This window comes from Streptomyces guryensis (assembly GCF_021261325.1).
Taxonomy (GTDB): Bacteria; Actinomycetota; Actinomycetes; order Streptomycetales; family Streptomycetaceae; genus Streptomyces; species Streptomyces guryensis.
This window is the reverse complement of sequence record NZ_JAJSBI010000008.1, coordinates 1-25,736: the sequence shown is the minus strand read 5'-3', so window position 1 is coordinate 25,736 and position 25,736 is coordinate 1. Positions and strand designations below refer to the sequence as shown.

The 25,736-nt window shown below is 71.0% G+C and carries 21 protein-coding genes; 13 read left to right on the top strand and 8 right to left on the bottom strand.

Going from position 1 to position 25,736, the window contains the following annotated elements; genetic code table 11:
• Positions 1-13: 13 nt before the first annotated feature.
• The 3 genes from LJ657_RS17650 to LJ657_RS17640 form a co-directional block, all read right to left on the bottom strand.
• A complete protein-coding gene (locus tag LJ657_RS17650) occupies positions 14-1,312 on the bottom strand; it encodes a coenzyme F420-0:L-glutamate ligase (RefSeq protein ID WP_232649842.1) in 1,299 nt (432 codons plus the stop codon).
• Between the two features lie 140 nt (positions 1,313-1,452).
• The gene (cofD, locus tag LJ657_RS17645) at positions 1,453-2,412 is read right to left on the bottom strand and encodes a 2-phospho-L-lactate transferase (RefSeq protein WP_232649577.1); all 960 of its coding nucleotides are present in this window, start codon (positions 2,410-2,412) and stop codon (positions 1,453-1,455) included.
• A gap of 33 nt (positions 2,413-2,445) precedes the next feature.
• Entirely contained in the window at positions 2,446-2,958 is a 513-nt protein-coding gene (locus LJ657_RS17640) for a cysteine dioxygenase (RefSeq protein WP_232649576.1), read from the bottom strand.
• A 638-nt stretch (positions 2,959-3,596) separates the two neighbouring features.
• On the opposite strand from LJ657_RS17640, the gene LJ657_RS17635 reads away from it, so the two are divergent.
• The 3 genes from LJ657_RS17635 to LJ657_RS17625 all read left to right on the top strand — a co-directional run bounded on the left by LJ657_RS17635 (position 3,597) and on the right by LJ657_RS17625 (position 9,228).
• Positions 3,597-3,860: a WhiB family transcriptional regulator gene (locus tag LJ657_RS17635; RefSeq protein ID WP_010986447.1), complete on the top strand. Its 264-nt coding sequence runs from the start codon at positions 3,597-3,599 to the stop codon at positions 3,858-3,860.
• 185 nt (positions 3,861-4,045) lie between these two features.
• Positions 4,046-7,699, top strand: a complete 3,654-nt coding sequence (locus tag LJ657_RS17630; RefSeq protein WP_232649575.1) for a glycosyltransferase family 2 protein — start codon at positions 4,046-4,048, stop codon at positions 7,697-7,699.
• A complete protein-coding gene (locus tag LJ657_RS17625) occupies positions 7,696-9,228 on the top strand; it encodes a DUF5719 family protein (RefSeq protein ID WP_232649574.1) in 1,533 nt (510 codons plus the stop codon). Before LJ657_RS17630 ends, LJ657_RS17625 begins: the two co-directional genes overlap by 4 nt.
• Before the next feature lie 115 nt (positions 9,229-9,343).
• Here LJ657_RS17625 and LJ657_RS17620 read toward each other — a convergent pair whose 3' ends face one another.
• Entirely contained in the window at positions 9,344-9,793 is a 450-nt protein-coding gene (locus LJ657_RS17620; protein WP_232649841.1) for a metallopeptidase family protein, read from the bottom strand.
• 343 nt (positions 9,794-10,136) lie between these two features.
• Here LJ657_RS17620 and LJ657_RS17615 point away from each other — a divergent pair, with 343 nt between their 5' ends.
• The 7 genes from LJ657_RS17615 (at position 10,137) to LJ657_RS17585 (ending at position 17,915) form a co-directional block, all read left to right on the top strand.
• Positions 10,137-10,514, top strand: a complete 378-nt coding sequence (locus tag LJ657_RS17615) for a DUF3499 domain-containing protein (RefSeq protein ID WP_030941657.1) — start codon at positions 10,137-10,139, stop codon at positions 10,512-10,514.
• Positions 10,515-10,646: 132 nt separating this feature from the next.
• A complete protein-coding gene (locus LJ657_RS17610; protein WP_232649840.1) occupies positions 10,647-12,263 on the top strand; it encodes an L-lactate permease in 1,617 nt (538 codons plus the stop codon).
• 170 nt (positions 12,264-12,433) lie between these two features.
• Entirely contained in the window at positions 12,434-13,798 is a 1,365-nt protein-coding gene (locus LJ657_RS17605; RefSeq protein WP_232649573.1) for a phosphomannomutase/phosphoglucomutase, read from the top strand.
• Between the two features lie 302 nt (positions 13,799-14,100).
• Positions 14,101-14,286 (top strand): Trm112 family protein, encoded by a 186-nt coding sequence (locus LJ657_RS17600; protein ID WP_232649572.1) that lies wholly within the window; start codon positions 14,101-14,103, stop codon positions 14,284-14,286.
• A gap of 139 nt (positions 14,287-14,425) precedes the next feature.
• Positions 14,426-15,559, top strand: coding sequence for an SIS domain-containing protein (locus tag LJ657_RS17595; RefSeq protein ID WP_232649571.1), 1,134 nt, complete (start codon positions 14,426-14,428; stop codon positions 15,557-15,559).
• Positions 15,560-15,646: 87 nt separating this feature from the next.
• Complete coding sequence (gene manA / locus LJ657_RS17590) at positions 15,647-16,798, top strand: mannose-6-phosphate isomerase, class I (protein WP_232649570.1); 1,152 nt, start codon at positions 15,647-15,649, stop codon at positions 16,796-16,798.
• Between the two features lie 136 nt (positions 16,799-16,934).
• Positions 16,935-17,915, top strand: coding sequence for a cation diffusion facilitator family transporter (locus LJ657_RS17585; RefSeq protein WP_232649569.1), 981 nt, complete (start codon positions 16,935-16,937; stop codon positions 17,913-17,915).
• Here LJ657_RS17585 and LJ657_RS17580 read toward each other — a convergent pair.
• Together LJ657_RS17580 and LJ657_RS17575 are read right to left on the bottom strand one after the other, a co-directional pair.
• Positions 17,812-18,225 (bottom strand): S26 family signal peptidase, encoded by a 414-nt coding sequence (locus LJ657_RS17580; protein WP_308117059.1) that lies wholly within the window; start codon positions 18,223-18,225, stop codon positions 17,812-17,814. The genes LJ657_RS17585 and LJ657_RS17580 overlap by 104 nt on opposite strands.
• An 80-nt stretch (positions 18,226-18,305) precedes the next feature.
• Positions 18,306-20,336, bottom strand: coding sequence for a fructose-specific PTS transporter subunit EIIC (locus tag LJ657_RS17575; RefSeq protein WP_308117058.1), 2,031 nt, complete (start codon positions 20,334-20,336; stop codon positions 18,306-18,308).
• A 549-nt stretch (positions 20,337-20,885) separates the two neighbouring features.
• Here LJ657_RS17575 and ahcY point away from each other — a divergent pair.
• Both ahcY and LJ657_RS17565 read left to right on the top strand, forming a co-directional pair.
• Positions 20,886-22,343 (top strand): adenosylhomocysteinase, encoded by a 1,458-nt coding sequence (gene ahcY / locus LJ657_RS17570; protein ID WP_232649568.1) that lies wholly within the window; start codon positions 20,886-20,888, stop codon positions 22,341-22,343.
• A 157-nt stretch (positions 22,344-22,500) separates the two neighbouring features.
• Positions 22,501-23,115, top strand: coding sequence for a hypothetical protein (locus tag LJ657_RS17565; protein ID WP_232649567.1), 615 nt, complete (start codon positions 22,501-22,503; stop codon positions 23,113-23,115).
• 92 nt (positions 23,116-23,207) lie between these two features.
• On the opposite strand, the gene LJ657_RS17560 is transcribed toward LJ657_RS17565, so the two are convergent.
• Positions 23,208-24,137 carry an RDD family protein gene (locus tag LJ657_RS17560; RefSeq protein ID WP_232649566.1) on the bottom strand — a complete coding sequence of 310 codons (930 nt, stop codon included), beginning with the start codon at positions 24,135-24,137 and terminating at the stop codon, positions 23,208-23,210.
• Positions 24,138-24,265: 128 nt separating this feature from the next.
• Here LJ657_RS17560 and LJ657_RS17555 point away from each other — a divergent pair, with 128 nt between their 5' ends.
• Complete coding sequence (locus LJ657_RS17555; RefSeq protein WP_232649565.1) at positions 24,266-25,273, top strand: stage II sporulation protein M; 1,008 nt, start codon at positions 24,266-24,268, stop codon at positions 25,271-25,273.
• Positions 25,274-25,378: 105 nt separating this feature from the next.
• Here the strand turns inward: LJ657_RS17555 and LJ657_RS17550 are convergent.
• Positions 25,379-25,736 (bottom strand): hypothetical protein (locus LJ657_RS17550; RefSeq protein ID WP_232649564.1); only part of this gene is annotated, 358 nt, incomplete at its 5' end.

Genomic DNA, 25,736 nt, shown 5'->3' with positions numbered 1-25,736 from the left:
ACCCAGCAGAGCGTCACCGCACCTCGATGAACGCGGCAGCGTCCCGCTCAGGCCGAGCCCGCGGCTCCTCCGCCGCATGCCCCACAGCCACCGCCCCCATCGGATCCCACCCCTCCGGCAGCCCCAGCACATCCCTCACGACATCCCGGCAGAACATCGTCGAAGAAACCCACGCGGACCCCAACCGCTCGCCGGCCAGCGCGACCAGAAAGTTCTGCACCCCCGCTCCCGCGGCGACCACGAACATCTCCCGCTCCGCCCCGTCCCGCCGAGCGTCCCCGTACGTGTGCGACCCGTCCATCACCAGACACGGCACCACCAGGTACGGCGCGTTCCGCAGCACATCCCCCCGCCGCACCCGCTTGGCGATGGACTCCTCGCTCTTCCCGTCCCGCCGCAGATCGGCGATCCAGGCGTCACGCATGGCGTCCAGCAACCCGGCCCGCGCGTCCTGCGACTCCAGCAGCACGAACCGCCACGGCGTGGTGTGATGCGGCGCCGGCGCCGTCACGGCCGCGGCGACCGCCCGCCGTACGGCGCCGGGGTCGACGGGTTCGTCGGTGAACGCCCGCACGGTACGCCGCTGGGTCACCGCGGCCCGTATCGCCTCGGACGTCCCCAGCCGGAACATGTCGTCGCGCCCGCCGCGCACCATGGCCCGCGCACCCTCGCCGTCGTCCTCGGCCACCACGTGCGGCAGCCCGCGCACGACGGCGACGGGCAGCCCGGCGGCCTTGCCCTTGACCAGATCACCGGCGGCGGCCAGCTCGTCCGCCGTCGCCACGACCGTCGCGCTGAGCGGATTGCCGTACGCGTCCCTGCCCCCGCGCAGATCGTCGAGCACGCGCACCCCGGCGGCGCCGATCGCGACGTCCGTGAGCCCCGAGCGCCAGGGCCGCCCGAAGGTGTCGGTGACGACGACCCCGACGTTGACGCCGAGGGCGTCCCGCAGCCCGTCCCGGATCGTCCGGGCGGACGCGTCGGGATCCTCGGGCAGCAACAGCACCGTGCCGGAAGGCGTGTTGGATGCGTCGACCCCTGCCGCGGCCATCACCAGCCCCTGCCGGTTCTCGACGATCCGCAGGGCTCCGCGCCGCGCCACGACCCGCACGGTCTCGGCGTCGATCGCGGCCTCCCGGTCGCCCGCCTCGACGACTCGCCCCTCCGCCTTGGACACGATCTTCGAGGTGACGAGCACCACGTCCCCGTCGATCAGCCCGGGCTCGGCGGCGGCGATCAACTTGGCGACGTCGTCCCCCGCCACGACCTCGGGAAGCCCGGGCACAGCCCAGACCCGGTACTCACGGGCCAGGACGTCACCCCCTGCCGCAGGACCGCCCCCCGAGACATGCCGGCCCGCCGGCCCCCCGGCCACCTCGGACGTACCGCCCCTGGCTGCCGCATCCTCACCGCTTCGCACGCCCGTGCCCGCGCCCACCGGGATTCCGTCGCTCAAGGCACCCGCACCTCCTCCGCCAGTGCCAGCGCCTCGCGTGCCATCTGTGCGGTCGCGTCGAGGTCGGTCATCATCAGGGGTACGGCCCGGCAGCGGATCCCGGCGGTCTCGACCCGGTCCACCACGCCCGCGTCCACGGTGTCGACGAGCCAGCCGTCGAGCAGACCCGAGCCGTAGTGCTCGGCGACCGCCGCGGCCGTCGACTCCACGCCGACCGCCGCGAGCACCTTGTCGGCCATTCCCCGCACGGGAGCGTCCCCGACGATGGGGGAGAGGCCGACGACCGGCACCCCGGCCTCGGCGATCGCCTCGCGGATGCCGGGCACGGCGAGGATCGTGCCGACGGAGACCACCGGGTTGGACGGCGGGAACAGCACCACGTCCGCCTCCGCGATCGCCTCCAGCACCCCCGGCGCCGGCTTCGCCTGTTCCGCCCCGACGGGCACGACGGCCTCGGCCGGCACCGAGGCCCGCAGCCGCACCCAGTACTCCTGGAAGTGCACCGCCCTGCGCTCGCCGTCGATCTCGACGGCCACATGGGTCTCGACCCGGTCGTCCGTCATGGGGAGCAGCCGCACGCCCGGCTTCCACCGGTCGCACAGCGCCTCCGTCACCGCGCTCAGCGGATATCCGGCGCCGATCATCTGCGTCCGCACGATGTGCGTGGCGAAGTCCCGGTCGCCGAGCCCGAACCACTCCGGTCCCACGCCGTACGCCGCGAGCTCCTCCTTGAGGTGGAAGGTCTCGTCGGCCCGCCCCCAGCCCTGCTCCTCGTTGATGCCGCCGCCGAGCGTGTACATCACCGTGTCGAGGTCCGGGCAGACCTTCAGTCCGAAGAGGTGGATGTCGTCCCCGGTGTTGCCGATGACGGTGATGTCCGCGTTCGGCACGGCCTTCTTCAGACCGCGCAGGAACCGGGCACCACCGATGCCGCCTGCCAGAACCACAATGCGCATGGGCCAAGTCTTACAGGCGGGTACGACAACACGTCAGGCGGTCACGACGTCCACTTCGTCGTACGCGGCGGGGGCCGCGGTGCAGGCGGAGTACATCGGCATCTGCGTCAGGCCCGGGTAGTAGACGTGCAGACTGACCGCCGGCTCCAGCGCGTCGTTGACCACTTCGTGCACGTACCCCGGAGCGAACACCCGCTGCGCGCCCGCGTCCAACGCACGCGTGCCCCGCTCGGTCCGCTCGGTCAGCGTGCCTTCCAGGACGGTCAGTACACCGGAGGAGGGCCCGTGGTCGTGCAGCCCGCTGCCCTGACCCGGCACCCAGGACAGCAGCCACACCTCGTAGCCCGGGCCGGTGCGCAGCCGGTGGTACCAGCGTGTCGTCGCGTCGTACTCCACGAGGTGCTCCCACTGGGAGCGGTCGGCGGCGATGGAGCGGGCCAGGCCCACGAACTCGGCGACGGTGGCCGGGTGCTCCCGCGGGGGCTGCAGCAGGTGCTGGACTTCGAGGATGTCGCCGGCGATCTGGAGGTCGTTGTCGCTGTTCATAGGGGTGCGTGGTTCCTCAGTGAAAGAAGGTCAGAGGGAACGGGAGCCCCGTCACGGACGACAGGGCCTACAGCCGGAGCAGGTGGGCTCAACAGCTGGAACAGCAACAACAGCTACAGCGAGCGCGGGCAGCACCGTGGGACCCGGCGGTGCGGGTCGAGGTGAGCGCCAAGTTCGCGAGCATGCCCACAAGGACAGCGGTTCACACCCTCACTGTCAACTCGACGCCCGGTATGTGGGACATGGTTCACCTCATCCGGTTCATGTCGGAGGCGAAAGGTTTGTGCAGGCGCCGTCCGGGACACATCGCGCTCAAACCTCGTTGCGGTCCTGTGATCCGACTGTGATCCGGTTTGCTTCGAGGTGCGCGTGGAACGAGATCGGATCTGCGGGCGTCCTTCCCCGTACAGGCTCTGCGCGGGGGCGAAGGCCCGTCCGGGCTTCGTCTGCGTGTCAAGGTTTATGCCGATTTGAACACTTTCCGCATGGCCTTGGTTCCGCAGAGTGAATAAGGGGCTCAATAGCAGATCTCGGCTTGACTCGCCCGGAGCAGCACACTTGTAATTTCACTCGTGTCGTTCAGCCGGAATCGGTAACGGCTACATCACGGGGACGCGAAAGACAGACGAGGGGCGCACATGACCGAGCTGGTGCAGCAACTGCTGGTCGACGACGCGGACGAGGAACTCGGCTGGCAGGAGCGCGCGCTGTGCGCCCAGACCGATCCCGAGTCCTTCTTCCCCGAGAAGGGCGGCTCCACCCGTGAGGCCAAGAAGGTCTGCCTGGCCTGTGAAGTCCGCTCCGAGTGCCTCGAGTACGCCCTCGCCAACGACGAGCGCTTCGGTATCTGGGGCGGCCTGTCCGAGCGTGAACGACGCCGTCTGAAGAAGGCCGCGATCTGACCACGCGGCCGACACCCCCGTACAACCGAAACAGATTCGAACGGCCCGTCGCGGGTGGAGTTATCCACAGGCGGCGGGCCGCCGTGATGCCCAGCCGATAGTGTGGTCGCTCGTCCGAGACGCCTCGCTGCCCCCAGGCGGCACAGACGTCCACCGCAGTCCATCGAACCGGGGCCCGTACCTCGATGTCCGTGCACAGCCACACGGCAGCCCACCAAGACCTCGCTGCCACGCCAGAGTTTCCGCGTCACGTGGTGACGGCGGTTGTCGTCTCCCACGACGGCGCCCGCTGGCTGCCCGACGCGCTCGCCGGGCTGCTCGGCCAGGAGCGCCCCGTTCAGTACGCCGTGGCCGCCGACACCGGCAGCGCGGACGCCTCCGCCCAGCTGATCACCGACGCCCTCGGCGCCGACCGCGTGCTGCACCTCGCCCGGCGCACCGGCTTCGGCCAGGCCGTCGAGGAGGCGGAACGCAGCGCGCCTGTCCTGACCCCGGACGAGCTGCCCTATCTGAAGCGGCCCAGCGGCTGGGACCCGGTCACGCGCAGCTGGCGCGACGACGCGTACGACCTGCCGGAACTCCCGCACGGCGAGCCGGTCCAGTGGCTGTGGCTGCTGCACGACGACTGCGCCCCCGAACCCGACGCCCTGGCCCAGCTGCTGCGCGTCGTGGAGAACGAACTCGAACTCGGCCGCGACGACGTGGCCGTCGTGGGCCCCAAGCTCCGTGGCTGGTACGACCGCCGACAGCTGCTGGAGGTCGGCGTCACCATCGCCCACTCCGGCCGTCGCTGGACCGGCCTGGACCGCCGCGAACAGGACCAGGGGCAGCACGACCACGTCCGGACCGTGCTGTCCGTGTCCACCGCCGGCATGCTGATCCGGCGCGACGTCTTCGAGCAGCTCGGCGGCTTCGACAACCGGCTGCCGCTGATGCGTGACGACGTCGACCTGTGCTGGCGCGCCACCGCCGCCGGCCACCGCGTCCTCGTCGCCCCCGAGGCGGTCGTACGACACGCCGAGGCCGCCTCCCGCGAGCGCCGCACCGTCGACTGCTCGGGCCGCACCGTCGCCTCCCCGCACAAGGTCGACAAGGCCGGCGCCGTCTACACCCTCCTGGTCAACACGCGTACGGCCGCGCTGCCCTGGGTGCTGGTGCGGGTCGTGCTCGGCACGCTCCTGCGGACCGTCGCCTACCTCGTCGGCAAGGTCCCCGGGCAGGCCCTCGACGAGATCCGCGGTCTGCTGGGCACGCTGCTGCGACCCGAGCGGATCATCGCCGGCCGGCGCAGGCGCGGCAGCCCCCAGATCGACAAGGGCGAACTGCGCGCCCTGTTTCCGCCGCCCGGCGCGACCATACGGGCCACCGTCGAGCAGGCCGCGGGCAACCTCGTCGGCAGCTCCGACCCCGAGGTGACCTCGGGCGCCGGACGGCACGGCGGCGCGGTCGAGTCCGGGCCCGGCGGCGACGACGCCGACTTCCTGGAGATCGAGCACTTCGCCCGCCTCAAGCGCATCGGCCGCAAGCCCGGCCCGATGCTGTTCCTGGTGCTGCTGTTCGTCTCGTTGGTCGCCTGCCGCGCACTGCTCGGCGGCGGCGCGCTCGCGGGCGGCGCCCTGCTGCCCGCCCCGGCCGACTCCAGCGAGCTGTGGTCGCGCTACCTCGACTCCTGGCACGCCGTGGGCGCGGGCGGCACCCCGTCAGCGCCCCCGTACCTCGCGATCGTGGCGATGCTGGCCTCCGTGCTGTTCGGCTCGACCGGGCTCGCGGTCACGGTCCTGCTCGTGTGCTCGGTGCCGCTGGCCGGCGTCACCGCGTACTTCGCCTCCCGCCCGCTCGTCGAGTCGCGCCTCCTGAGGGCGTGGGCGGCCGTCGTCTACGCCTTCCTGCCCGCCGCCACGGGCGCGCTCGCGGGCGGCCGCATCGGCACCGCCGTACTGGCCGTGCTGCTGCCGCTCATCGCGCGCGCGGGCATCGCGGCCGGCGGCCTCGCGAACCCCTCGGGCGCACCTGGCAGCTGGCGCGCCACCTGGGCGTACACGCTGCTGTTGACGATCACCACGGCGTTCACGCCCATCGTGTGGCCCCTCGCGCTGGTCCTCGGCCTCACGCCGCTCGCCGTGCGGCGCACCGACATCACCGCGCACGGCCTGCGCTTCCTGGCCCAGCTCGGCACGCCCCTGCTGGTCCTCGCACCCTGGTCGCTGTCGCTGCTCCCGTTCGGCTTCTTCAAGGAGGCCGGGCTCGACTACGGCCCCTCGGCCGCCTCCGCCCTCGACCTGCTCGGCGTGAGCCCTGGCGGCCCGGGCACGGTCAGCGGGCTGATGCTCATCGGCGTCGTCCTGGCCGCGCTGGCCGCCCTGCTGCGCTCGGAGCGTCAGTTCGGAATCTGGACGGCCTGGGCGGTCGCCCTGGTGGGCCTCGTCTTCTCGGTCCTGTCCAACGGCTCGACGTGGGCCGGCCCGGCGACTTTGGTCTACGGCCTGGCTCTCCTGACGGCCGCCGTCCTCGGCGCCGACGGTGCACGCGCGCGCGTGGCCGAGCAGAGTTTCGGCTGGCGCCAGCCGCTCGCCGCGCTCATAGCCTTCGCCGCCCTCGCGGGCCCGCTGGTCATCGCCTTCGGCTGGATGATCCGCGGCGCCGACGGACCGGTCGAGCGGCAGGACCCCGTACAGGTCCCCGCGTTCGTCGCCGAGGAGAGCGGAACCCGCGACCAGGCACGCACGCTCGTGCTCGACAGCGACTCCACGGCCCGCGTCGGCTACACCCTGGTCCGCGGCTCCGGCGCCCGCCTGGGCGACGCCGAGAGCGCCGCGGCCGACGGCGAGAACGCCAGGCTCGACAAGGTCGTCGCCAACCTCGTCGCCGGCTCCGGCGCCGACCAGGCCGACCAGCTCGGCAAGTTCGCCGTCCGCTACGTTCTCGTCCACAAGGGCGCGCCCCGCGAGGTCACCCGCGTCCTGGACGCCACCCCCGGCCTCTCCCGCCTCAGCCAGCAGGGCGGCAGCGCCCTGTGGCGGGTCGACCAGGAGGTCGCACGCGCCACCATCCTCCCCGCGTCCGGCTCCGGTGCGGCGCAGCCCGTCGCCGCCGGACCCGTCGAGATCCACACCACGGTCCCGTCCGGCTCCGGCAGCCGCGTCCTGCGCCTCGCCGACACCGCCGCCGAGGGCTGGACGGCCACCCTGGACGGCAAACCGCTCACCCGCACCACGGTCGACGGCTGGGCCCAGGGCTTCCAACTCCCCGCCTCCGGCGGCAGGCTGGACGTCACCTACGACGACCCGATCACGCACACCGCCTGGCTGTGGGCTCAGGGCTTCCTGGCCGTCGTCCTCGTCGTCCTGGCCCTGCCCGGCCGGCGCCGCGACGTGGACGACGACCTCCCCGAGGAGCAGGTCGTGCCCGCCGAGGCCGTCGCAGGCGAGGGCCGCCGCGCCCGCCGTCTGCGCGCCCAGGCGGAGTCCGAGGCCGAAGAGGCGGGCCAGAGCGAGGAGTTCCCGTCTCCCGCGCCGCAGGAGACACCGGTCGCCGTCCCCCATCAGCAGTCCTACGGCGACTGGGATGCCGCCGGCTACCAGGGCGCCGAGTACGGCAGCTACGGCAACGAGCAGTACCAGGGCACCCAGCAGTACCCGGCGGGCACGTACGACCAGACGTACCAGGCGGACCCGTACCAGGGCGGCCAGTACGACCCGTACGCGTACGGCGGCTCCTCCCAGGGGACGTACGACCAGACCGCGTACGACCCCTCGTACCAGCAGGGCTACGACCCGACGTACGACCCGGCGCAGCCGCCCCCGCCCGCCCCTGAGCGCCCCGACGGGAGTCAGCAGTGAACCGCACCACCATCTCCCTGATCGCCGGCACGGCCGCGCTCGCCGCCATCACGGGCTTCGCCTCGCTCACCGCGCCGGGCACCTCCGGCGCGGACACCGCCAAGGCCGCCGCTGAACTGCCCGTGGAACGCACGACGTTGCTGTGCCCGCAGCCCAGTACCTCCGACCTCGCCGACACGTCGTACACGTCCTTCACGCCCGTCACGAAGGGCACGGGAAGCGACGGCACGGCCCAACTCCAGTCGGCCGCAGAGCAGTCGGCCGACGGGACGAGCGGCAGCGGCAAGACGGGCGGAACGAAGAGCGGCAAGAAGAAGGTGGACAAGAAGAAGGCCGACCAGCCGGTCCTCACACCCAAGGAGCCCGGCAAGCCCGTCACGGGCGACACCTCCGGTGCCGACGCGCCCGCGCTCGTCGGCACCGCCGAGGGCAGGTTCGCGCCCGGCTGGGCGCTGCAGGAGACGACCGAGGTCGCCGCGGGCACCGGCCGCGGCCTCCAGGGCGTCAACTGCACCGCGCCGGACACCGAGTTCTGGTTCCCGGGCGCCAGCACGGACGCCGCCCGCACCGACTACGTCCACCTCACCAACCCGGACGACTCCGCCGCCGTCGTCGACATCGAGCTCTACGGCAAGAACGGCGCCCTCAAGTCGACCGTGGGGGAGGGCATCACGGTCGCACCGCACTCCAGCGACCCGGTCCTGCTGTCCACGCTCACCGACGAGAAGCAGACCGACCTCACCGTGCACGTGAACGTCCGCAGCGGACGCGTCGGCGCCGCCGTGCAGGCCCTCGACGACAAGCTCGGCGGGGACTGGCTGGCCGCGTCCACGGACCCGGCAGGCAGCCTCGTGCTGCCCGGCATCCCCAAGGACGCCACGTCCGTGCGCCTGATCGCCTTCACGCCCGGTGACGCGGACGCCGACCTGAAGGTGCGGCTCGCCTCCCCGGCCGGCCAGATCACTCCCGCCGGGAACGAGACGCTGCACGTGAAAGCCGGCATGACCACCGGCGTCGACCTCGGCCCGGTCACCCGCGGCGAGGCGGGCTCCCTTGTCCTCACGCCCACCGACAAGTCCGTGCCGGTGGTCGCCGCGCTGCGCGTCGTGCGGGGCAAGGGCGACAAGCAGGAGACTGCGTTCATCCCGGCCACCAGCCCGGTGGGCACACGCGCGACGTCCGCCGACAACAGCGGGAAGGGCTCCACGCTGTCCCTCGCGGCCCCCACCCGCACCGCCCAGGTCAAGGTCACCGCGTCCGCGGGCAGCGACGGCGGCACCGAGGTCTCGAGGACGTACACGATCAAGGCCGGCACCACCCAGGACATCGCCGCCCCGGTCCCGAACGGCCTGAACGGCACTTACGCACTGACGGTCGAACCACTGTCCGGCGGTCCGGTGTACGCGGCTCGCACCCTGGCGGCGACGGAGGAGGGAGTCCCGGGCTTCACGGTCCAGACACTGCCGGACGACCGGGGGACGGTGGCGGTACCGGAGGCGGACCAGGACCTGTCGGTACTGCAGCGGTAGCTGTTCTCAGCCCGTCCGGCGTTTGAGGACGAGGCCGTTCAGGCCGACAGCGGGGGTCTGGGGGCTGCTGCCCCCGGCACGGCCGCACCAGCGCCGGGTGCCGCTGGAACCGCGGTCAGTCCTCCCCGTACCGCGGATCCACCGTCTCCGGAGTCAGCCCCAGCAACTCGGCGACCTGCTCGACGACAACTTCGTGCACCAGCGCGGCCCGCTCGTCGCGCCCCTTCGTGCGGATCTCGACCGGCCGCCGGTAGACGACCACCCGGGCCGGCCTCCCTTCCCGCGAGGGAATCGTGCCGCCCAGCGGCACCGCCTCGTCGATCCAGGCCTCGGCGGGGCCGTCCAGACGTGGCACCTCGAGGACGAGGAAATCGATCTCGGCGAGCTGCGGCCACCGCCGTTCCAGCCGCTCCACGGAGTCCTGCACCAGATCCGCGAACGCCTCGGCGCGGCTCGCGGCAAGCGGTACCTGGGGCGGCGCGATCGGGCCGCGCATGCCCCGGCCGTGGCGATCACGACGGCGGGGCCCGGGGCGGGCGGCTCGGGGCGGTACGGGGTTGTCCATCACTGGTGAAGCCTAGTCCCCGCCGGGACCGCGCGCCGTGCCCCACGCGGCCGGCCGAAGCGCCTCGGACCCCCCTGGACGGCATGTCGCAGGATGACCATTCCAGCCAAGGTTGGGCTCGTTTCCGTATCTCTCCGAGACCGACGATCGTGGGGCAATTGACGGTGTTTGTACGGTGTGTTGATCGGGCGAAGAGGTGCGCGAGGCCGTGTGAATGTGCGTCCGTGCAGGTCAGCGAGGTGCTCCGCGGGAGGTGTGTGGGGTGTTTCACAGCACGACACGGTGGGGTGACCTGGGGGAGAGTCGTCGCGGCCCGCTCAAGAGTGCGGTACCGTCCAACGTCGTGAGCCCTGTACGTCGCTGTTCGCGCACCGCTTGCGGCCGTCCCGCCGTCGCGACGCTGACGTACGTCTACGCCGACTCGACCGCGGTCCTCGGCCCGCTCGCCACCTACGCCGAACCCCACTGCTACGACCTGTGCGCCGAGCACTCCGAGCGCCTCACCGCCCCGCGCGGCTGGGAGGTCGTCCGGCTGCTCGACGGCTCCGCTCCGGCCCGCCCCAGCGGCGACGATCTGGAAGCGCTTGCCAACGCGGTGCGCGAGGCGGCCCGCCCCCAGGAGCGGGCGGCAGGCGCGGGCGGTGGCGGGGCGCGTACGGCGGACCCGATGGAGGTCGCGCGGCGCGGGCATCTGCGGGTACTGCGGTCCCCGGACAACTGAGCACCTCCCGCCCGCCCCCGTTCCATCCGGCGACGCACGCCCATTGACGGGCCCTTGTTGCGGACACGATCATTCCGGTGATGCAACCGGCGGGAAATCGCTTTCCGCATGCCGGAATCCGGGGAGGCGCCCGTGTACGTCCAGGATCTGGAACCCGTCGCCCACTCGCTCGGCCTGTCCGCCCTCGTCGCGGCCCTGCCCCTGCTGATCGTTCTCATCCTCCTCGGCGGAGCGCGCATGAAAGCGCACCTGGCGGGCCTGACAGGGCTTCTGGCGGCCGTTCTGGTCGCCTGGCTCGCCTACGGCATGCCGCTCGGCCAGACGCTCTCCAGCGCCGCCCAGGGAGCCGTCTTCGGTCTCTTCCCCATCCTGTGGATCGTGGCCAACGCCCTGTGGGTGTACCGGATGACGGTGCGCACCCGGCACTTCGACATCCTGCGACGCTCCTTCGGACGCCTGTCGGACGACCCGCGCATCCAGGCGCTCGTGGTCGCTTTCTGCTTCGGCGCGCTCCTGGAGGCCCTCGCCGGATTCGGTGCGCCGGTCGCGATCTGCTCGGTCATGCTCGTCGCCCTCGGCTTCGACCCGGTGCGCGCCGCGGTCGTCGCGCTCGTCGCCAACACCGCACCGGTCGCCTTCGGGGCGATGGGCACACCGGTCGTGACACTCGCACAGGTGACGGGGCTGCCGTTGGACTCCGTGGCCTCCGTGGTGGGGCGTCAAACCCCGCTGCTGGCACTGGTGGTGCCGCTCCTCCTGGTCTGGCTGGTGGACGGGCGGCGCGGCCTGCGCGAGACCTGGGTGCCCGCCCTGGTGTGCGGAGTCGCCTTCGCCGTCGTCCAGTTCGCCGCCTCCAACTACGTCTCCGCCCAACTCGCGGACATCGGCGCGTCCCTGGCGGGCGCGGGCGCCCTGGTCGCCGTACCGCACGCGCGCGTGCCCGCCACCGAGTCGGTACGCGCGTCCGTGCTGACCGGCGTACGCAGCGAGGAACTGGACGAGGCGGACCCGCGGCGCGAAGTCCTGCGCGCCTACGCCCCCTACGCACTCATCGTCGCGATCTTCTCGGCAGCGCAGGTCCCGGCGGTCAAGGACTGGCTGGCCGAGGCGACCCAGACGTACGACTGGCCGTTCCTGGATGTCGCGGGGCCCGACGGGAAGCCGGTCGGCGGCAATGTCTTCACCTGGCCGGTCGTGTCGACCGGGGGCACGCTCGTGCTGCTCGCCGGAGTCTGCACGGCGGTCGTACTCGGCGTGCACGCACGCGTGGCGGTCAGGGAATGGCTCGCGACCGTGCACGAGCTGAGGTTCGCGATCCTGACCGTGACGTCCGTGCTGGCACTCGCGTACGTCATGAACCTCTCCGGGCAGGCGGGCACGATCGGCCACTTCGTGGCGGCTGCGGGAGCCGGGCTGGGCTTCCTGTCACCCGTCCTGGGCTGGTTCGGGGTGGCGGTCTCCGGCTCGGACACATCGGCCAACGCGCTCTTCGGGGCGCTGCAGGTGACTGCGGCCCGCCAGTCCGGCCTGTCGCCCGAACTCCTGGCCGCCGCCAACAGTTCGGGTGGTGTCCTGGGCAAGATGATCTCGCCGCAGAACCTCACCATCGCGTGCGCGGCCGTGGGTCTCGCGGGCCGCGAGGGGGATCTGCTGCGCAAGGTGCTGCCCTGGAGCGTGGGCCTGCTGCTGGTGATGTGCCTGATCGTGGTGGGCCAGAGCTCACCGGTCCTGGACTGGATGCTGCCCTGACCCGTCGCGAAACCAGCCCGCTCTTCCCGGATCCTGTCCCGGTTCTTCCCGGTTTCTCACCCGACTCCGACCTGAGGCCACGGTTGGGTGTCCACTCGGAGTCCGCAGGGCGCACGGCCGGACGCTACGGGTAGTTTGAGGCGACCGATAGGACTCCAGGAGGGTTGGCCGTGGCTGCTGATCTGTCGCAGATCGTGAAGGCGTACGACGTACGCGGGGTGGTCCCGGACCAGTGGGACGAGCCGCTGGCCGAACTCTTCGGGGCGGCCTTCGTCCACGTGACCGGAGCGGACGCGATCGTGATCGGCCACGACATGCGGCCGTCGTCGCCGGGTCTGTCGCGTGCCTTCGCGCGCGGGGCGGCCGCACAGGGCGTGGACGTGACCGAGATCGGCCTGTGCTCGACCGACCAGCTGTACTACGCCTCGGGTGCCCTGAACCTGCCCGGCGCGATGTTCACGGCCTCGCACAACCCCGCGCAGTACAACGGCATCAAGCTGTGCCGCGCGGGCGCGGCTCCGGTGGGCCAGGACACGGGCCTGTCCCAGATCCGTGAACTGGCCGAGCGGTGGAGCGAGTCGGGCGCCCCCGAGCCGGTCGCCGAGCCGGGAACCATCACCTCACGCGACACGTTGTCGGACTACGCGGCCCACCTCCGCTCCCTCGTCGACCTGACCTCCCTCCGCCCCCTGAAGGTCGTCGTCGACGCGGGCAACGGCATGGGCGGCCACACGGTCCCCACGGTCTTCGCGGGCCTGCCCCTGACCCTCGTCCCGATGTACTTCGAACTCGACGGCACCTTCCCGAACCACGAGGCGAACCCGCTGGACCCGGCGAACCTCGTCGACCTGCAGCAGCGCGTGCGCGAGGAGTCCGCCGACCTCGGTATCGCCTTCGACGGCGACGCGGACCGCTGCTTCGTCGTCGACGAGCACGGCGACCCGGTCTCGCCGTCGGCCGTCACAGCGCTGGTGGCCGCGCGCGAGCTGGCGAGGAACGGCGGCAAGGGCGTGATCATCCACAACCTGATCACCTCCTGGTCGGTCCCCGAGGTGGTTCGCGAACACGGCGGCACCCCGGCCCGTACCCGCGTCGGCCACTCCTTCATCAAGGCCGAGATGGCGAAGTCGGGCGCGATCTTCGGCGGCGAACACTCGGCCCACTACTACTTCAAGGACTTCTGGAACGCCGACACCGGCATGCTGGCCGCCCTCCACGTCCTCGCGGCCCTCGGCGGCCAGGACGGCCCCCTCTCCGGGCTGGTCGCCGAGTACGACCGCTACATCGGCTCCGGAGAGATCAACTCCACGGTCGCCGACCAGGCCGACCGCCTGGCGGCCATCAAGGCGGCATACGGCTCCCGCGAGGACGTGGCCCTGGACGAACTCGACGGCCTGACGGTCACCTCCACCGACTGGTGGTTCAACGTCCGCCCCTCCAACACGGAACCCCTGCTCCGCCTCAACGCGGAGGCGAGGGACGAGGCGACGATGACGAAGATCCGCGACGAGGCCCTGGCCATCATCCGAGCCTGACCAGGGCTGCACCTCTTGGGCCCCGGCCGGCGAAATGCAGCCCGTCCGGCGTTTGAGGACGAGGCCGTTCAGGCCCCGATGTGGGGCCCTGGGGGGCACAGCCTGCCGGCGGGGCCGAAGGGGCAGCGCCCCTGGGGATGGGAAGGGCGGGGGCGGCGGGGGCGAACCCCTCCCGCAGCCACCCGACCCGACCCCGCCCCAACCCCGGCACCCCGCCCCCCACGGCGGTACGCTGACCAGGCACATCCGCACACGCCCGCCCGAACAAACGCACACGCACCCGCCCCCGAAGGGACACAGCCATGCCGCTCGAAGCCGGCCTCCTGGAGATCCTCGCCTGCCCGGCCTGCCACGCCCCGCTCAAGGAGCAGGAGACGAAGGAGCAGGAAACCGAGCTGATCTGCACGGGCGAGGACTGCGGCCTGGCCTACCCCGTCCGCGACGGCATCCCCGTCCTGCTCGTCGACGAGGCCCGCCGCCCCGCGTAACGCCGAGCCCCGCCCCCGGCGCGAAAAGGCACCGCGCAGGAAGGCACCCGCGCACCAAGGCACCCGCGCAAGAAGCCCCGGCCGCGCGTACGACCCTGGCGCGCACACAAAGAACCCCGGCGATCGGAGGCTGCCGCCCATGCTCGACGAGTCGCTGCTAGACACCCCCGAGGCCCTCTCGGAGGCCGACCGCCGCGGCCTGCTCCGCGGCGCCGCCGAGGCAGGCGCCCGCGTCCGCACAGCCGCCCGGCACGCCGCAGAGGCCGGCGTGGGTGACCTCAAGCCCGACGGCCGCCCCCGCGCGGTCCTCATCGCGGGCCCCGGCGCCGCAGCCATCTGTGCCGCCGACCTCCTCGGCTCGCTCGCCGGCCCCGGCAGCCCCGTCATCCGGCTCGCCCCCACCGGCGTCGCCCCAGCCGCGGGCGCCCTGCGCTGGGAACTCCCGGGCTGGGCCGGGAGCGTCGACCTGCTCCTGATCACCACCCCCGACGGCACCGAACCGGGCCTGTCCCTGCTCGCCGACGCGGCCTACCGCCGCGGCTGCACGGTCGTCGCCGTCGCTCCCGCCCACACCCCGCTCACCGAGGCGGTGGAGGGTGCTCACGGCCTCTTCGTGCCGATGGCGACAGCCCCGTACGAGGAGCAGGACGAGCAGGAACTCGCCGCGTCCGCCCCCGGCGTCCTGTGGGCGCTGCTCACGCCCCTCCTCGCCCTCCTCGACCGCACCGGCCTGGTCACCGCCCCGCCGGAGGCCGTCGAGAAGATCGCCGACCGTCTCGACCTCATCGCCGAACGCTGCGGCCCCGCCATCGCGACCTACAGCAACCCCGCCAAGACGCTCGCCGCCGAACTCGCCGACACGCTGCCCGTCGTATGGACCGAGGGCGTCTCGGCAGGCCCCGCGGGCCGCCGTTTCGCGGCAGCCCTCGCCGAACTCGCCGGCCGCCCGGCGGTCGTCGCCGAACTCCCCGAGGCACTCGCCGCGCACAGCGCCCTGCTGGCCGGCCCGCTCGCCGCCAGCGCCGACCCGGACGACTTCTTCCGCGACCGCGTAGAGGAGGCACCCGCCCTGCACGCGCGCGTGGTGCTGCTCCGCGACCGCCCGAGCGAAGGCCTCACCGCCGCTCCCACCGCTCGTGATCTGGCCCTCAGCCACGACACGCCGATCAGCGAACTGGAACCGGAACCCGGCGGCGAACTGGAGACCCTCGCCGAACTGATCGCCATCACGGATTTCGCCGCCGTTTACCTGGCGCTCGCTTCGGGGGCCTGATCTTGACGCCGACGCCCTGACCGCCGTACGCCACGCGAAGACGAGCAGTCGTACGCCCGAAGAACCGGCAGAAAGAAACGCAACCGCATGGACCGCCTCGACAACACCATCCGCCCCTACGCCTGGGGTTCGACCACCGCGATCCCGCACCTGCTCGGTGTCGAACCGACCGGTGAACCCCAGGCGGAGATGTGGATGGGCGCCCACCCCGGCGCCCCCTCGCGCACCGGACGCGGCACGCTCGTCGAGGTCGTCGACGCGGACCCGGAGAAGGAACTCGGCCCGGCCGCCGTCGCCAGGTTCGGCACCCGCCTGCCCTTCCTCCTCAAGATCCTCGCCGCCGGCGCCCCGCTCTCCCTCCAAGTGCACCCCAACCTGGCGCAGGCGAAGGAGGGTTACGAGGACGAGGAACGCCGGAAGATCCCGGTCGACGCCCCGCACCGCAACTACAAGGACGCCAACCACAAGCCCGAACTGATCTGCGCGCTCACCGAGTTCGACGGCCTGTGCGGCTTCCGCGACCCCCGCCAGGCCGCCGACCTGCTGGCGGGCCTGGGCGTCGACTCCCTCAAGCCGTACGTCGACCTGCTGCACGCCCACCCCGAGGACGCGGCCCTGCGCGAGGTCCTCACGGCGATACTCACCGCCGACCCGGAGGAGATGCACCACACGGTCGCCGCGGCCACGGCCGCCTGCACGCGTCTCGGCGGCGCGTACGCGCCCTACGCCGACATCGCCCACCACTACCCGGGCGACCCGGGCGTCATCGCCGCCATGCTCCTCAACTACGTGCGCCTGCAGCCCGGCGAGGCACTCTTCCTCGGAGCGGGCATCCCGCACGCGTACCTGAACGGCCTCGGCGTCGAGATCATGGCCAACTCCGACAACGTCCTGCGCTGCGGCCTGACCCCCAAGCACGTCGACGTCCCCGAACTCCTGCGCATCGTCCGCTTCGAGGCGAGCGACCCCGGAGTGCTGCGCCCCGAGGCGTCCCCGGACGGCGAGCAGGTCTACGAGACCCCGATCGACGAGTTCCGGCTGTCGCGATACGTCCTGCCCGAGGGCGGCTCCGCCCACGACCTCACCCGCGCCACCCCGCAGATCCTGCTCTGCACGGCCGGTTCCGTGCAGGCGGGCGAACACGAACTGCGCCCCGGCCAGTCGGTCTTCGTCCCGGCGGGCGAGAAGGCCGAAGTGTCCGGAGCGGGTACGGTCTTCCGGGCCACTGTGATCGTATGACCGGGGTTGTGGATACCTGACGCGCTGTCGCCGGGCAGGGCTGCAAGAATGGCCCACCGGCAAAGGACGGGCAAAGCCACGACGAGGCGGGACCCCGGACGGCGTACGTACGAAGGCGAAGGGACAACGCGGACACATGAGCGCGTCAGGCGGCACCAGGGCGATCGTGGCGGCACTCGGAGCCAACCTCGCGATCGCGGTATCGAAGTTCGTGGCGTTCGCGTTCAGCGGTTCCTCGTCGTTGCTCGCCGAGGGCGTCCACTCGCTCGCCGACTCGGGCAATCAGTTCCTGCTGCTGATCGGCGGCAAGAAGGCCCAGCGCGAGGCGACCCCGCAGCACCCCTTCGGCTACGGCCGCGAGCGGTACATCTACGCCTTCCTCGTCTCGATCGTCCTCTTCTCGGTCGGCGGCATGTTCGCCATCTACGAGGGCTACGAGAAGATCCGCCACCCGCACGAGGTGGAGCACTGGTACTGGCCGGTGGGCGTCCTCGTCTTCGCGGTCATCGCCGAGGGCTACTCCTTCAAGACGGCCATCAAGGAGTCGAACGAGCTGCGCGGCAAGCTGTCCTGGTCGCAGTTCATCCGCCGCGCCAAGGCGCCGGAGCTGCCCGTGGTCCTCCTGGAGGACTTCGGCGCACTGATCGGTCTGGTCCTCGCGCTCGGCGGTGTCGGCCTCGCCCTGCTCACCGGCGACGGCGTCTGGGACGGCATCGGCACGGTCTGCATCGGCGTCCTGCTCGTCCTGATCGCCCTCGTCCTCGCCGCCGAGACCAAGTCGCTCCTGCTCGGCGAGGCCGCCGGGATCGACGAGGTCAAGCAGATCGAGGCGGCCATCGTGGACGGCGACACGGTCACCGGCATCATCCACATGCGCACCCTCCACCTCGGTCCCGAGGAACTGCTGATCGCCGCGAAGATCGCCGTCCAGCACGACGACACGGCCGCCGAGGTCGCCTCCGCCATCAACGCCGCAGAGGCCCGCATCCGCGCCGCCGTCCCCATCGCCCGCGTCATCTACCTAGAACCGGACATCTACAGCGAGGCCGAGGCCGCCAAGGGCCCCGACCGCGAGGCCACGCCCGGCGGACCGGCACCCCACCCCGCCGGTCACTGACACCACTTCGCCATACGGCCAAGGGGCCCGCCGAACGCTCGGTGGGCCCCGTCGTCATACCTGCACCGCCACCCATCAACGCGGCCACCCCGAGTAGAGCCAGACCGGTGCAGTCGTCCGTCCCACGGCCCTGGACCGCGCTCACGGGCACCGTGCCTCCGTGATCGTCGGGGAAGGCCCGTGAGTCCCGCGAGTTCGACCGGCGACCGCCGAGCACGAAAAGCCGACCCTCGGGCACCTTCTCGGCCTCCCCCACGCAGCAGGCGATGTGATCGCCGCCCACCTCGACGACCCGCCCGACGCGGAACATCCGCGCCGTGCAGAGGGCAGCGGCCCGCTGTGAACCGGCTGTGCGGGCCCGCGCCCTCGACGGCGCGGGCCCTGGGCCGACTACCGGATCTCGCTCAGCACCCCGAGGACGGCCCGCTCGTCCTCGGCCATCGTCAGCCGCTCCCGGAACCCGGCGTCCATCAACTTCCGCGACAGCAGCGCCAGAATCCGCAGGTGCTCATCGCCCGCGGCGGCCTGCGGTACGGCGATCATGAACACCAGCCGCGCCTTCGTACCGTCCATGGAGCCCCACTCGACGCCCTCGTCGGAGCGGGCGAACCCGACCACCGGCGCCATCACCGCATCCGTCTTCGCATGCGGAATCGCGATCTCCTCGCCGAGCCCGGTGGTGCCCTGCCCCTCGCGTCGCAGCGCCGTCCGCACGAGCTCGTCCACGTCCGCCACCTCACCGCTCCGGGCCAGCAGCTCCGCCATCTCCCGGATGGCGGCCTCTTTCTCCGGTGCGTCGAGCCGTATCTTGACGGTCCGCTCGGTGAGGTAGCCGGAGAGGATATCGGCACCGGCATCGGCGGGGGCGTCCTCGGGCGCAGGGCCCGCATCCGCCGAGCCGGAAGCGGGCGGCGTGGACCCACGCTCGGCCCGTGGCGCCACGACGGCGTGCTCGCCCGACCCCGAAGACACACCGGCGCCCACCGGGACCAGCGCGGGCTCGGCGTCCGCCACACCCGCACCGACCACCGGCACACCGCGCCGCCTGCGCTCAGCGATGTCGACCAGCGTCACCGTGGTCAACGCCGTGACGACCGTGCCGATCACCACCGCGACGAAGAACATCGGTACGCCGCTCACCGCGCCCAGCACGGCCACGATCGGTCCACCGTGCGGCACCGCGTCCTTCACTCCCGCGACCCCGGCGACCGCGCCGGCCACCGCGCCACCGAGCATGTTGGCCGGGATGACCTGCGCGGGCCGCGCCGCCGCGAACGGGATCGCACCCTCGGAGATACCGAAACAGCCCATGAACAGGGAGGCGAGCCCGGTCTCCCGCTCCTGCCCGGTGTAGAGCCGCTTCCGCATCAGCGTCGCCAGCCCCTGCCCCAGAGGCATGACCGGGATCGCGGCGGCGCACATACCCATGACCGTCTGGTTGCCGGTCGCGATGAGCCCGGCGCCGAACAGGAACGCCGTCTTGTTCACCGGCCCGCCCATGTCGAACGCGATCATGAGTCCCAGAATCGTGCCGAGCAGGACCGCACTCGTGCCCGTCAATCCACCGAGCCAGCTGGTCAGATGCTCGAAAACCCACGCGATCGGCTTCCCGATGACGTAGATGAAGCACATCCCGAGCACCGTCGTCGCGACAATCGGGATCACGATGATCGGCATGATCGGCTGTACGAACCTGGGGACCCGGACCTTCTTGATCCACAGCACCAGATACCCGGCGAGGAACCCGGTCACGATCGCCCCGATGAACCCCGCCCCCGCCTTGGAGTCGTACAGCGACCCGGTGTTCGCGATCCAGCCACCGATCATGCCCGGCACGAGCGCGGGCCGGTCGGCGATGGCGTACGCGATGTACCCGGACAGAATCGGCACCATCAGCGTGAAGCCGATGACCCCGATGTTGTTCACGTCCATCCAGAAGGAGCCCTTCGGGATGACCAGGCCCCCGGAAGGGTCCGTATGCCCGCCGAGCGAGAGCGAGACAGCGATCAGCAACCCGCCGACCACCACGAACGGGATCATGTAACTGACCCCGTTCATCAGCGCCTTGTACGTGACGCTCCGCTCCCTGCCACCGCCCGCCGACGAAGCCACCGCGGCGCCACCGGGCTCATGGACCGGCGCCGACCGCACCTGCTCGATCAACTGCTCGGGGTGGTGAATCCCCTCGGCCACTCCGACCTTGAGAACCCGCTTGCCCGCGAAACGACTCAGATCCACGTCCTTGTCCGCGGCCACGATGATCCCGTCCGCAGTTCTGACATCGTTGTCTTGGAGGACATTTTCAGCCCCGATGGATCCCTGGGTCTCCACCTTCATGTCGATGCCACGGCTCTCGGCAGCCTGCGCGAGCCTCTCCGCAGCCATATACGTGTGTGCGATGCCGGTCGGGCATGCGGTCACTGCGAGCAGCTTCAGCCGCCCCCGCTCGACATTGCCGCCGCCCGTGGGGGGGAGAGCCGGCCGGATTGGTCACATCGATCTCCTAACGCCTTTGTCGCACGAAGCGCCGTCCCGGACGCCCCGCAAGATCGATCAGCGGTTTCCGATCTTCTGGCATCCTGCAGCATCCGCAGCTCGACTCAAAGTTGCGAAAGTCCCTGTTCGCCCTGGTCCGGCGCCTCCCGTCCCCCCGTCCTGTCGTTCGTAGGTGTCCTGTTACTGCCCTCCCAGCCCTCCCAACCGGCACCCGCTGCACCTCCCGATCGGCGCGATGTGTTCGAAGGCGGACTGGGGGCCGCCGGGCGGCCGGTGTAGCTTGGAACCGAGCCAGACGTCGCTGCTGATGGCGGTCGGGCGGTCCCACCGCGGACCGACCGAGGGAGAGAGGGCCTCCGACGGACTGCGCTGTGCGTACGCGGGCATGTTCGTGTCCTCTTCGGGCACCCCTGTGTCCGCCGCCGCGCAGACCAGCCGTACCCACCTCGCCCCAACCCCGAGGAGCAGCTAGCAATGACGACTGTCGACAACCGACAGGACTTCAAGGTCGCCGACCTCTCCCTGGCCGACTTCGGCCGCAAGGAGATCACTCTCGCCGAGCACGAGATGCCCGGCCTGATGGCGATCCGCAAGGAATACGCCGAGACCCAGCCGCTGGCCGGCGCGCGTGTCACCGGCTCCCTGCACATGACCGTGCAGACCGCCGTCCTCATCGAGACCCTGGTCGCCCTGGGCGCCGAGGTCCGCTGGGCGTCCTGCAACATCTTCTCCACCCAGGACCACGCGGCCGCCGCCATCGCCGTCGGCCCCAAGGGCACGCCCGAGAACCCGCAGGGCGTCCCGGTCTTCGCCTGGAAGGGCGAGACCCTGGAGGAGTACTGGTGGTGCACGGAGCAGGCGCTGACCTGGCCGGACAGCCCCACCGGCGGCCCCAACATGATCCTCGACGACGGCGGCGACGCCACCCTCCTCGTCCACAAGGGCGTCGAGTACGAGAAGGACGGCAAGGTCCCCTCCGTCGACACCGCCGAGTCCGACGAGCACCGCGTCATCCTCGAACTCCTGCACCGCACCATCACCAACGGCTCGCAGAAGTGGACGCAGCTCGCCTCGGAGATCCGCGGCGTGACCGAGGAGACCACCACCGGCGTCCACCGCCTGTACGAGATGCAGCGCGACGGCGTCCTCCTGTTCCCGGCGATCAACGTGAACGACGCCGTGACCAAGTCGAAGTTCGACAACAAGTACGGCTGCCGCCACTCCCTGATCGACGGCATCAACCGCGCCACCGACGTCCTCATCGGCGGCAAGACCGCGGTCGTCTGCGGCTACGGCGACGTGGGCAAGGGCTGCGCGGAGTCCCTGCGCGGCCAGGGCGCCCGCGTGATCGTCACCGAGATCGACCCGATCTGCGCGCTGCAGGCGGCGATGGACGGCTACCAGGTCACGACCCTCGACGAGGTCATCGACAAGGCCGACATCTTCGTCACCACGACCGGCAACAAGGACATCATCATGGCCTCGGACATGGCCAAGATGAAGCACCAGGCGATCGTCGGCAACATCGGCCACTTCGACAACGAGATCGACATGGCCGGCCTGGCCAAGATCCCGGGCATCGTCAAGGACGAGGTCAAGCCGCAGGTCCACACGTGGACCTTCCCCGACGGCAAGGTGCTGATCGTCCTCTCCGAGGGCCGCCTGCTGAACCTGGGCAACGCCACCGGCCACCCGTCCTTCGTGATGTCCAACTCCTTCGCGGACCAGACCCTGGCCCAGATCGAGCTGTTCACCAAGCAGGAGGAGTACCCGACCGGCGTGTACACGCTGCCCAAGCACCTCGACGAGAAGGTCGCCCGTCTCCACCTGGACTCGCTCGGCGTGAAGCTGACCACGCTCCGCCCCGAGCAGGCCTCCTACATCGGCGTCCCGGTCGAGGGCCCGTACAAGTCGGACCACTACCGCTACTGAGCGGCTCGGCGAAGCCCACGGTGAGCGCGTCGGTGCGCTGACACGCTCACCACCAGCAGTTCCTCAGAGGCAGGCCCCCGCACCCCCGTGCCGGGGGCCTGCCCCTTTGGCTCTGTGGCCCGTTGGCCGGACCAGCCCGTCAAGACCCAGGACTCCCATGCCCCGCGGCCGTTATTCGCTCCACGATCCGCACGATCACACCCCCCTCGCAGAAGAGCACTTCCACTGCGCCCCCGGCCCCTCCGGCTGGCGCTATGTCTCCCAACTCACCACCACCTCGGGCGATCACCGGGGTTCCGTCGATCTGGCCCTCGACGAACTGGGCCGCCCCATCCGCCTCGAACTGCACGCCGCGGGCTGGCAGGTCCGCGGTGCCGCCCTCGACGGCGTCACCTGGGTCCGTACGGACCCCACCGGAGCTCATGCCACCGAAGGCAACGTCCGCGCCCATGCCTTCACCGGCACATCCCCCGCGTTCCTCATCGCGACCACCCGTCTCCTGCGCCTCACCCCCTCCGCCACAGCCACCCGCGTACGCCTCGTCGCCTTCACCGACCCCGTCCTCGCCCCGCGCACCGTGGACCAGTCCTGGGCCTTGGTGAAAAGAGAAACACACGCCACTGACAACGGCCCCCTCACCGTGGACGAATACCAGGTCACAGCGCTCGACACGGGTGGGCAGCACGCCGTACACGTCGCCGGCGACGTGGTGCTCGCCGCGCCCGGCATCGAGCTGGAAGACCTCGAATCGGCGCCGTCCACATTCACCTGAGCGAGCCGTTGGCCGAAGCAGTGCGGGAGAACGCGCGGGCCAGGCTGCCTGGACGACACGGCTCGTCGCGGCCGACAGCGGCCGCGACGGGGTTACGCCGGCGGTACGAAGCCGGTGGACTCGGTGGCTCCGCTCACGCTGCCGGCGGGACCATCGTTCGATGAGGCATCCGGTCGGGCAGCCCCGGCGGCCTGGGATGCCTGCGCGGCCTGTGGAGTCTCGTGTGCCGGAGCCACCTGCGTCGGTGCCTCACCCTGCCGCCCGACCGCAGGTCCGTTCCCGAAGGCCCGTCGTGCCTCCCGGGCCTGCCGCTCCTGCAGCACAGCCGCCAGATACGCTGCCGGAGAAACCCCCTGTGGAACGGGCGTCCCCGTCCCAGCCGAGAGGTCCGAGGCGAGCCGCTTCGCCATGGCCCAGCTGACCTGAGGGTCCAGCTGCTGCATCCGCGACAGATACTGACGGACGGCGAGCCACAGCCCGTCGGGAACCGCCGACAGATCCAGCCCCGAGAACCTCCCGGCCAGCCAGGGCGGTGGGGGAGGCAGAAAGCCCGTCCGCACCACAGGAACCCTTTCCCGAACGACGAGAGTCCCGGCGAACACGTCGCCGAGCCGCCGCCCCCGAGCCGACACAAGGGATGCGATGCAGGCGACGACCCCGAACGTCATGAGGATCTCGACCACACCGATCGCACCCCGAACCAGCGCATGCCGGAACCGGATCGGCCCTCCGTCGTCCCGCACCACCCGCAGCCCGCACGCCAACTTTCCGAGCGACCGCCCATGGCTGAGCGTCTCGACCGCGATCGGCCCTCCCACAAGCACCAGAACGAACGTCGCGATCGACACCGCGATCTGCGCCGCGTCGTCCAGCGAAGCCGTGGCAGCGACCAGAGCGATGGTCAGGACTACGTAGACGACCATGGCCACGGCCAGGTCGAGCAACAATGCAAGAGCCCTGCTGGGCAGCCTCGCGGGGCGCAACTCCAGCGCCACCGCCTCGCCCGTCACAAGCTCACTCACGCCCGTAGTCCTTCCCCTGGCCTGCCCCTTGAACGGTCAGTCTGCCAAGCTGAGGGCGCATCGCGCCGCAGTACGAAAAGCTGACACCGCGACGAGCCGCCGACGAACAGCCGAGGAGCAGGCAAATCATGGACCTCGACGTCTTCGTCACTGCCCACCGAGCGGAATGGGATCGCCTCGACGCCCTCCTCAAGGGTCAACGCCGCCTCACCGGCACCGAGGCCGACGAACTCGTCGCGCTCTACCAGCGCACGGCCACCCACCTCTCTCTGATCCAGTCCAGCGCCCCGGACCCCCAGCTGACCGGACGCCTCAGCCAGCTCGTGGCACGCGCGCGTGGCGCAGTGACAGGCACCCGACGCGCATCCTGGCGAGACGTCTCACGCTTCCTGACCCAGGGCTTCCCTGCCGCGGTCTACCGATCGCGGCACTGGTGGATCCCCACCGCGCTTCTGTCCACCGTTGTCGCCGTCCTCCTGGGCTGGTGGATCGGCACCCACCCCGAGGTGCAGGCCACGATTGCCGCCCCCAGCCAGCTGCGAGAACTCACCCGTCCCGGGGGACAGTACGAGACGTACTACTCAAGCCACCCTGCGGCGTCCTTCGCGGCCCAGGTCTGGACGAACAACGCCTGGGCCGCCGCTCAGTGCCTGATCCTCGGCATCTTCCTCGGACTGCCCGTCCTCTGGATCCTCCTCCAGAACATGCTGAACCTCGGGGTCGGCTTCGGGCTCATGTCCTCGGCCGGCAGGCTCGACACCTTCCTGGGCCTCGTCCTCCCACACGGCCTTCTCGAACTGACCGCTGTCTTCGTGGCTGCCGGAACCGGGCTCCGCCTCGGCTGGACTCTCATAGACCCTGGCCCGCGCGCCCGTCGCACGGCTCTAGCCGAGGAAGGCCGTGCCGCTGTGGGCATGGCGATCGGTCTCGCGCTCGTCCTCTTCGTCTCAGGCGCCATCGAAGGCTTCGTCACCCCGTCGGGCCTGCCCACCTGGACGCGAATAGGCATAGGTGTCGCCGTAGAGCTCGCCTTCCTCGTGTACGTCTTCGTCCTGGGCGGCCGAGCGGCCCGTGCCGGAGCCACGGGTGACGTCGAGACAGCTGAGCGCAGCGCCACGGTGCCCACGGCTGCCTGATGTGCGGCCACACCTCCTGACCTGTTAGTCTCTCCTTCGCCCCACAGGAGCCGTTGACACGGACCAAGCGGGGAGGTAGATTCGAACAGTTGCCTGGAACTGGATCTAGTCCGGTCGGCAGCGGTGAGCATCTGTCTGCTTCTCGGAAACATCGATTTCAGAAGAAGCCACTCCCGATGAATCGGAAACGAGCGGCCGGCCAGTCCGGCTCGAAACTTCTGATAAAGTCGGAGCCGCCGGAAAGGGAAACGCGAAAGCGGGAACCTGGAAAGCGCCGAGGAAATCGGATCGGGAAACGGTCTGATAGAGTCGGAAACGCAAGACCGAAGGGAAACTGCCCGGAGGAAAGCCCGAGAGGGTGAGTACAAAGGAAGCGTCCGTTCCTTGAGAACTCAACAGCGTGCCAAAAATCAACGCCAGATATGTTGATACCCCGTTCTCGGCCGGTTTCGGTCGGGGCGAG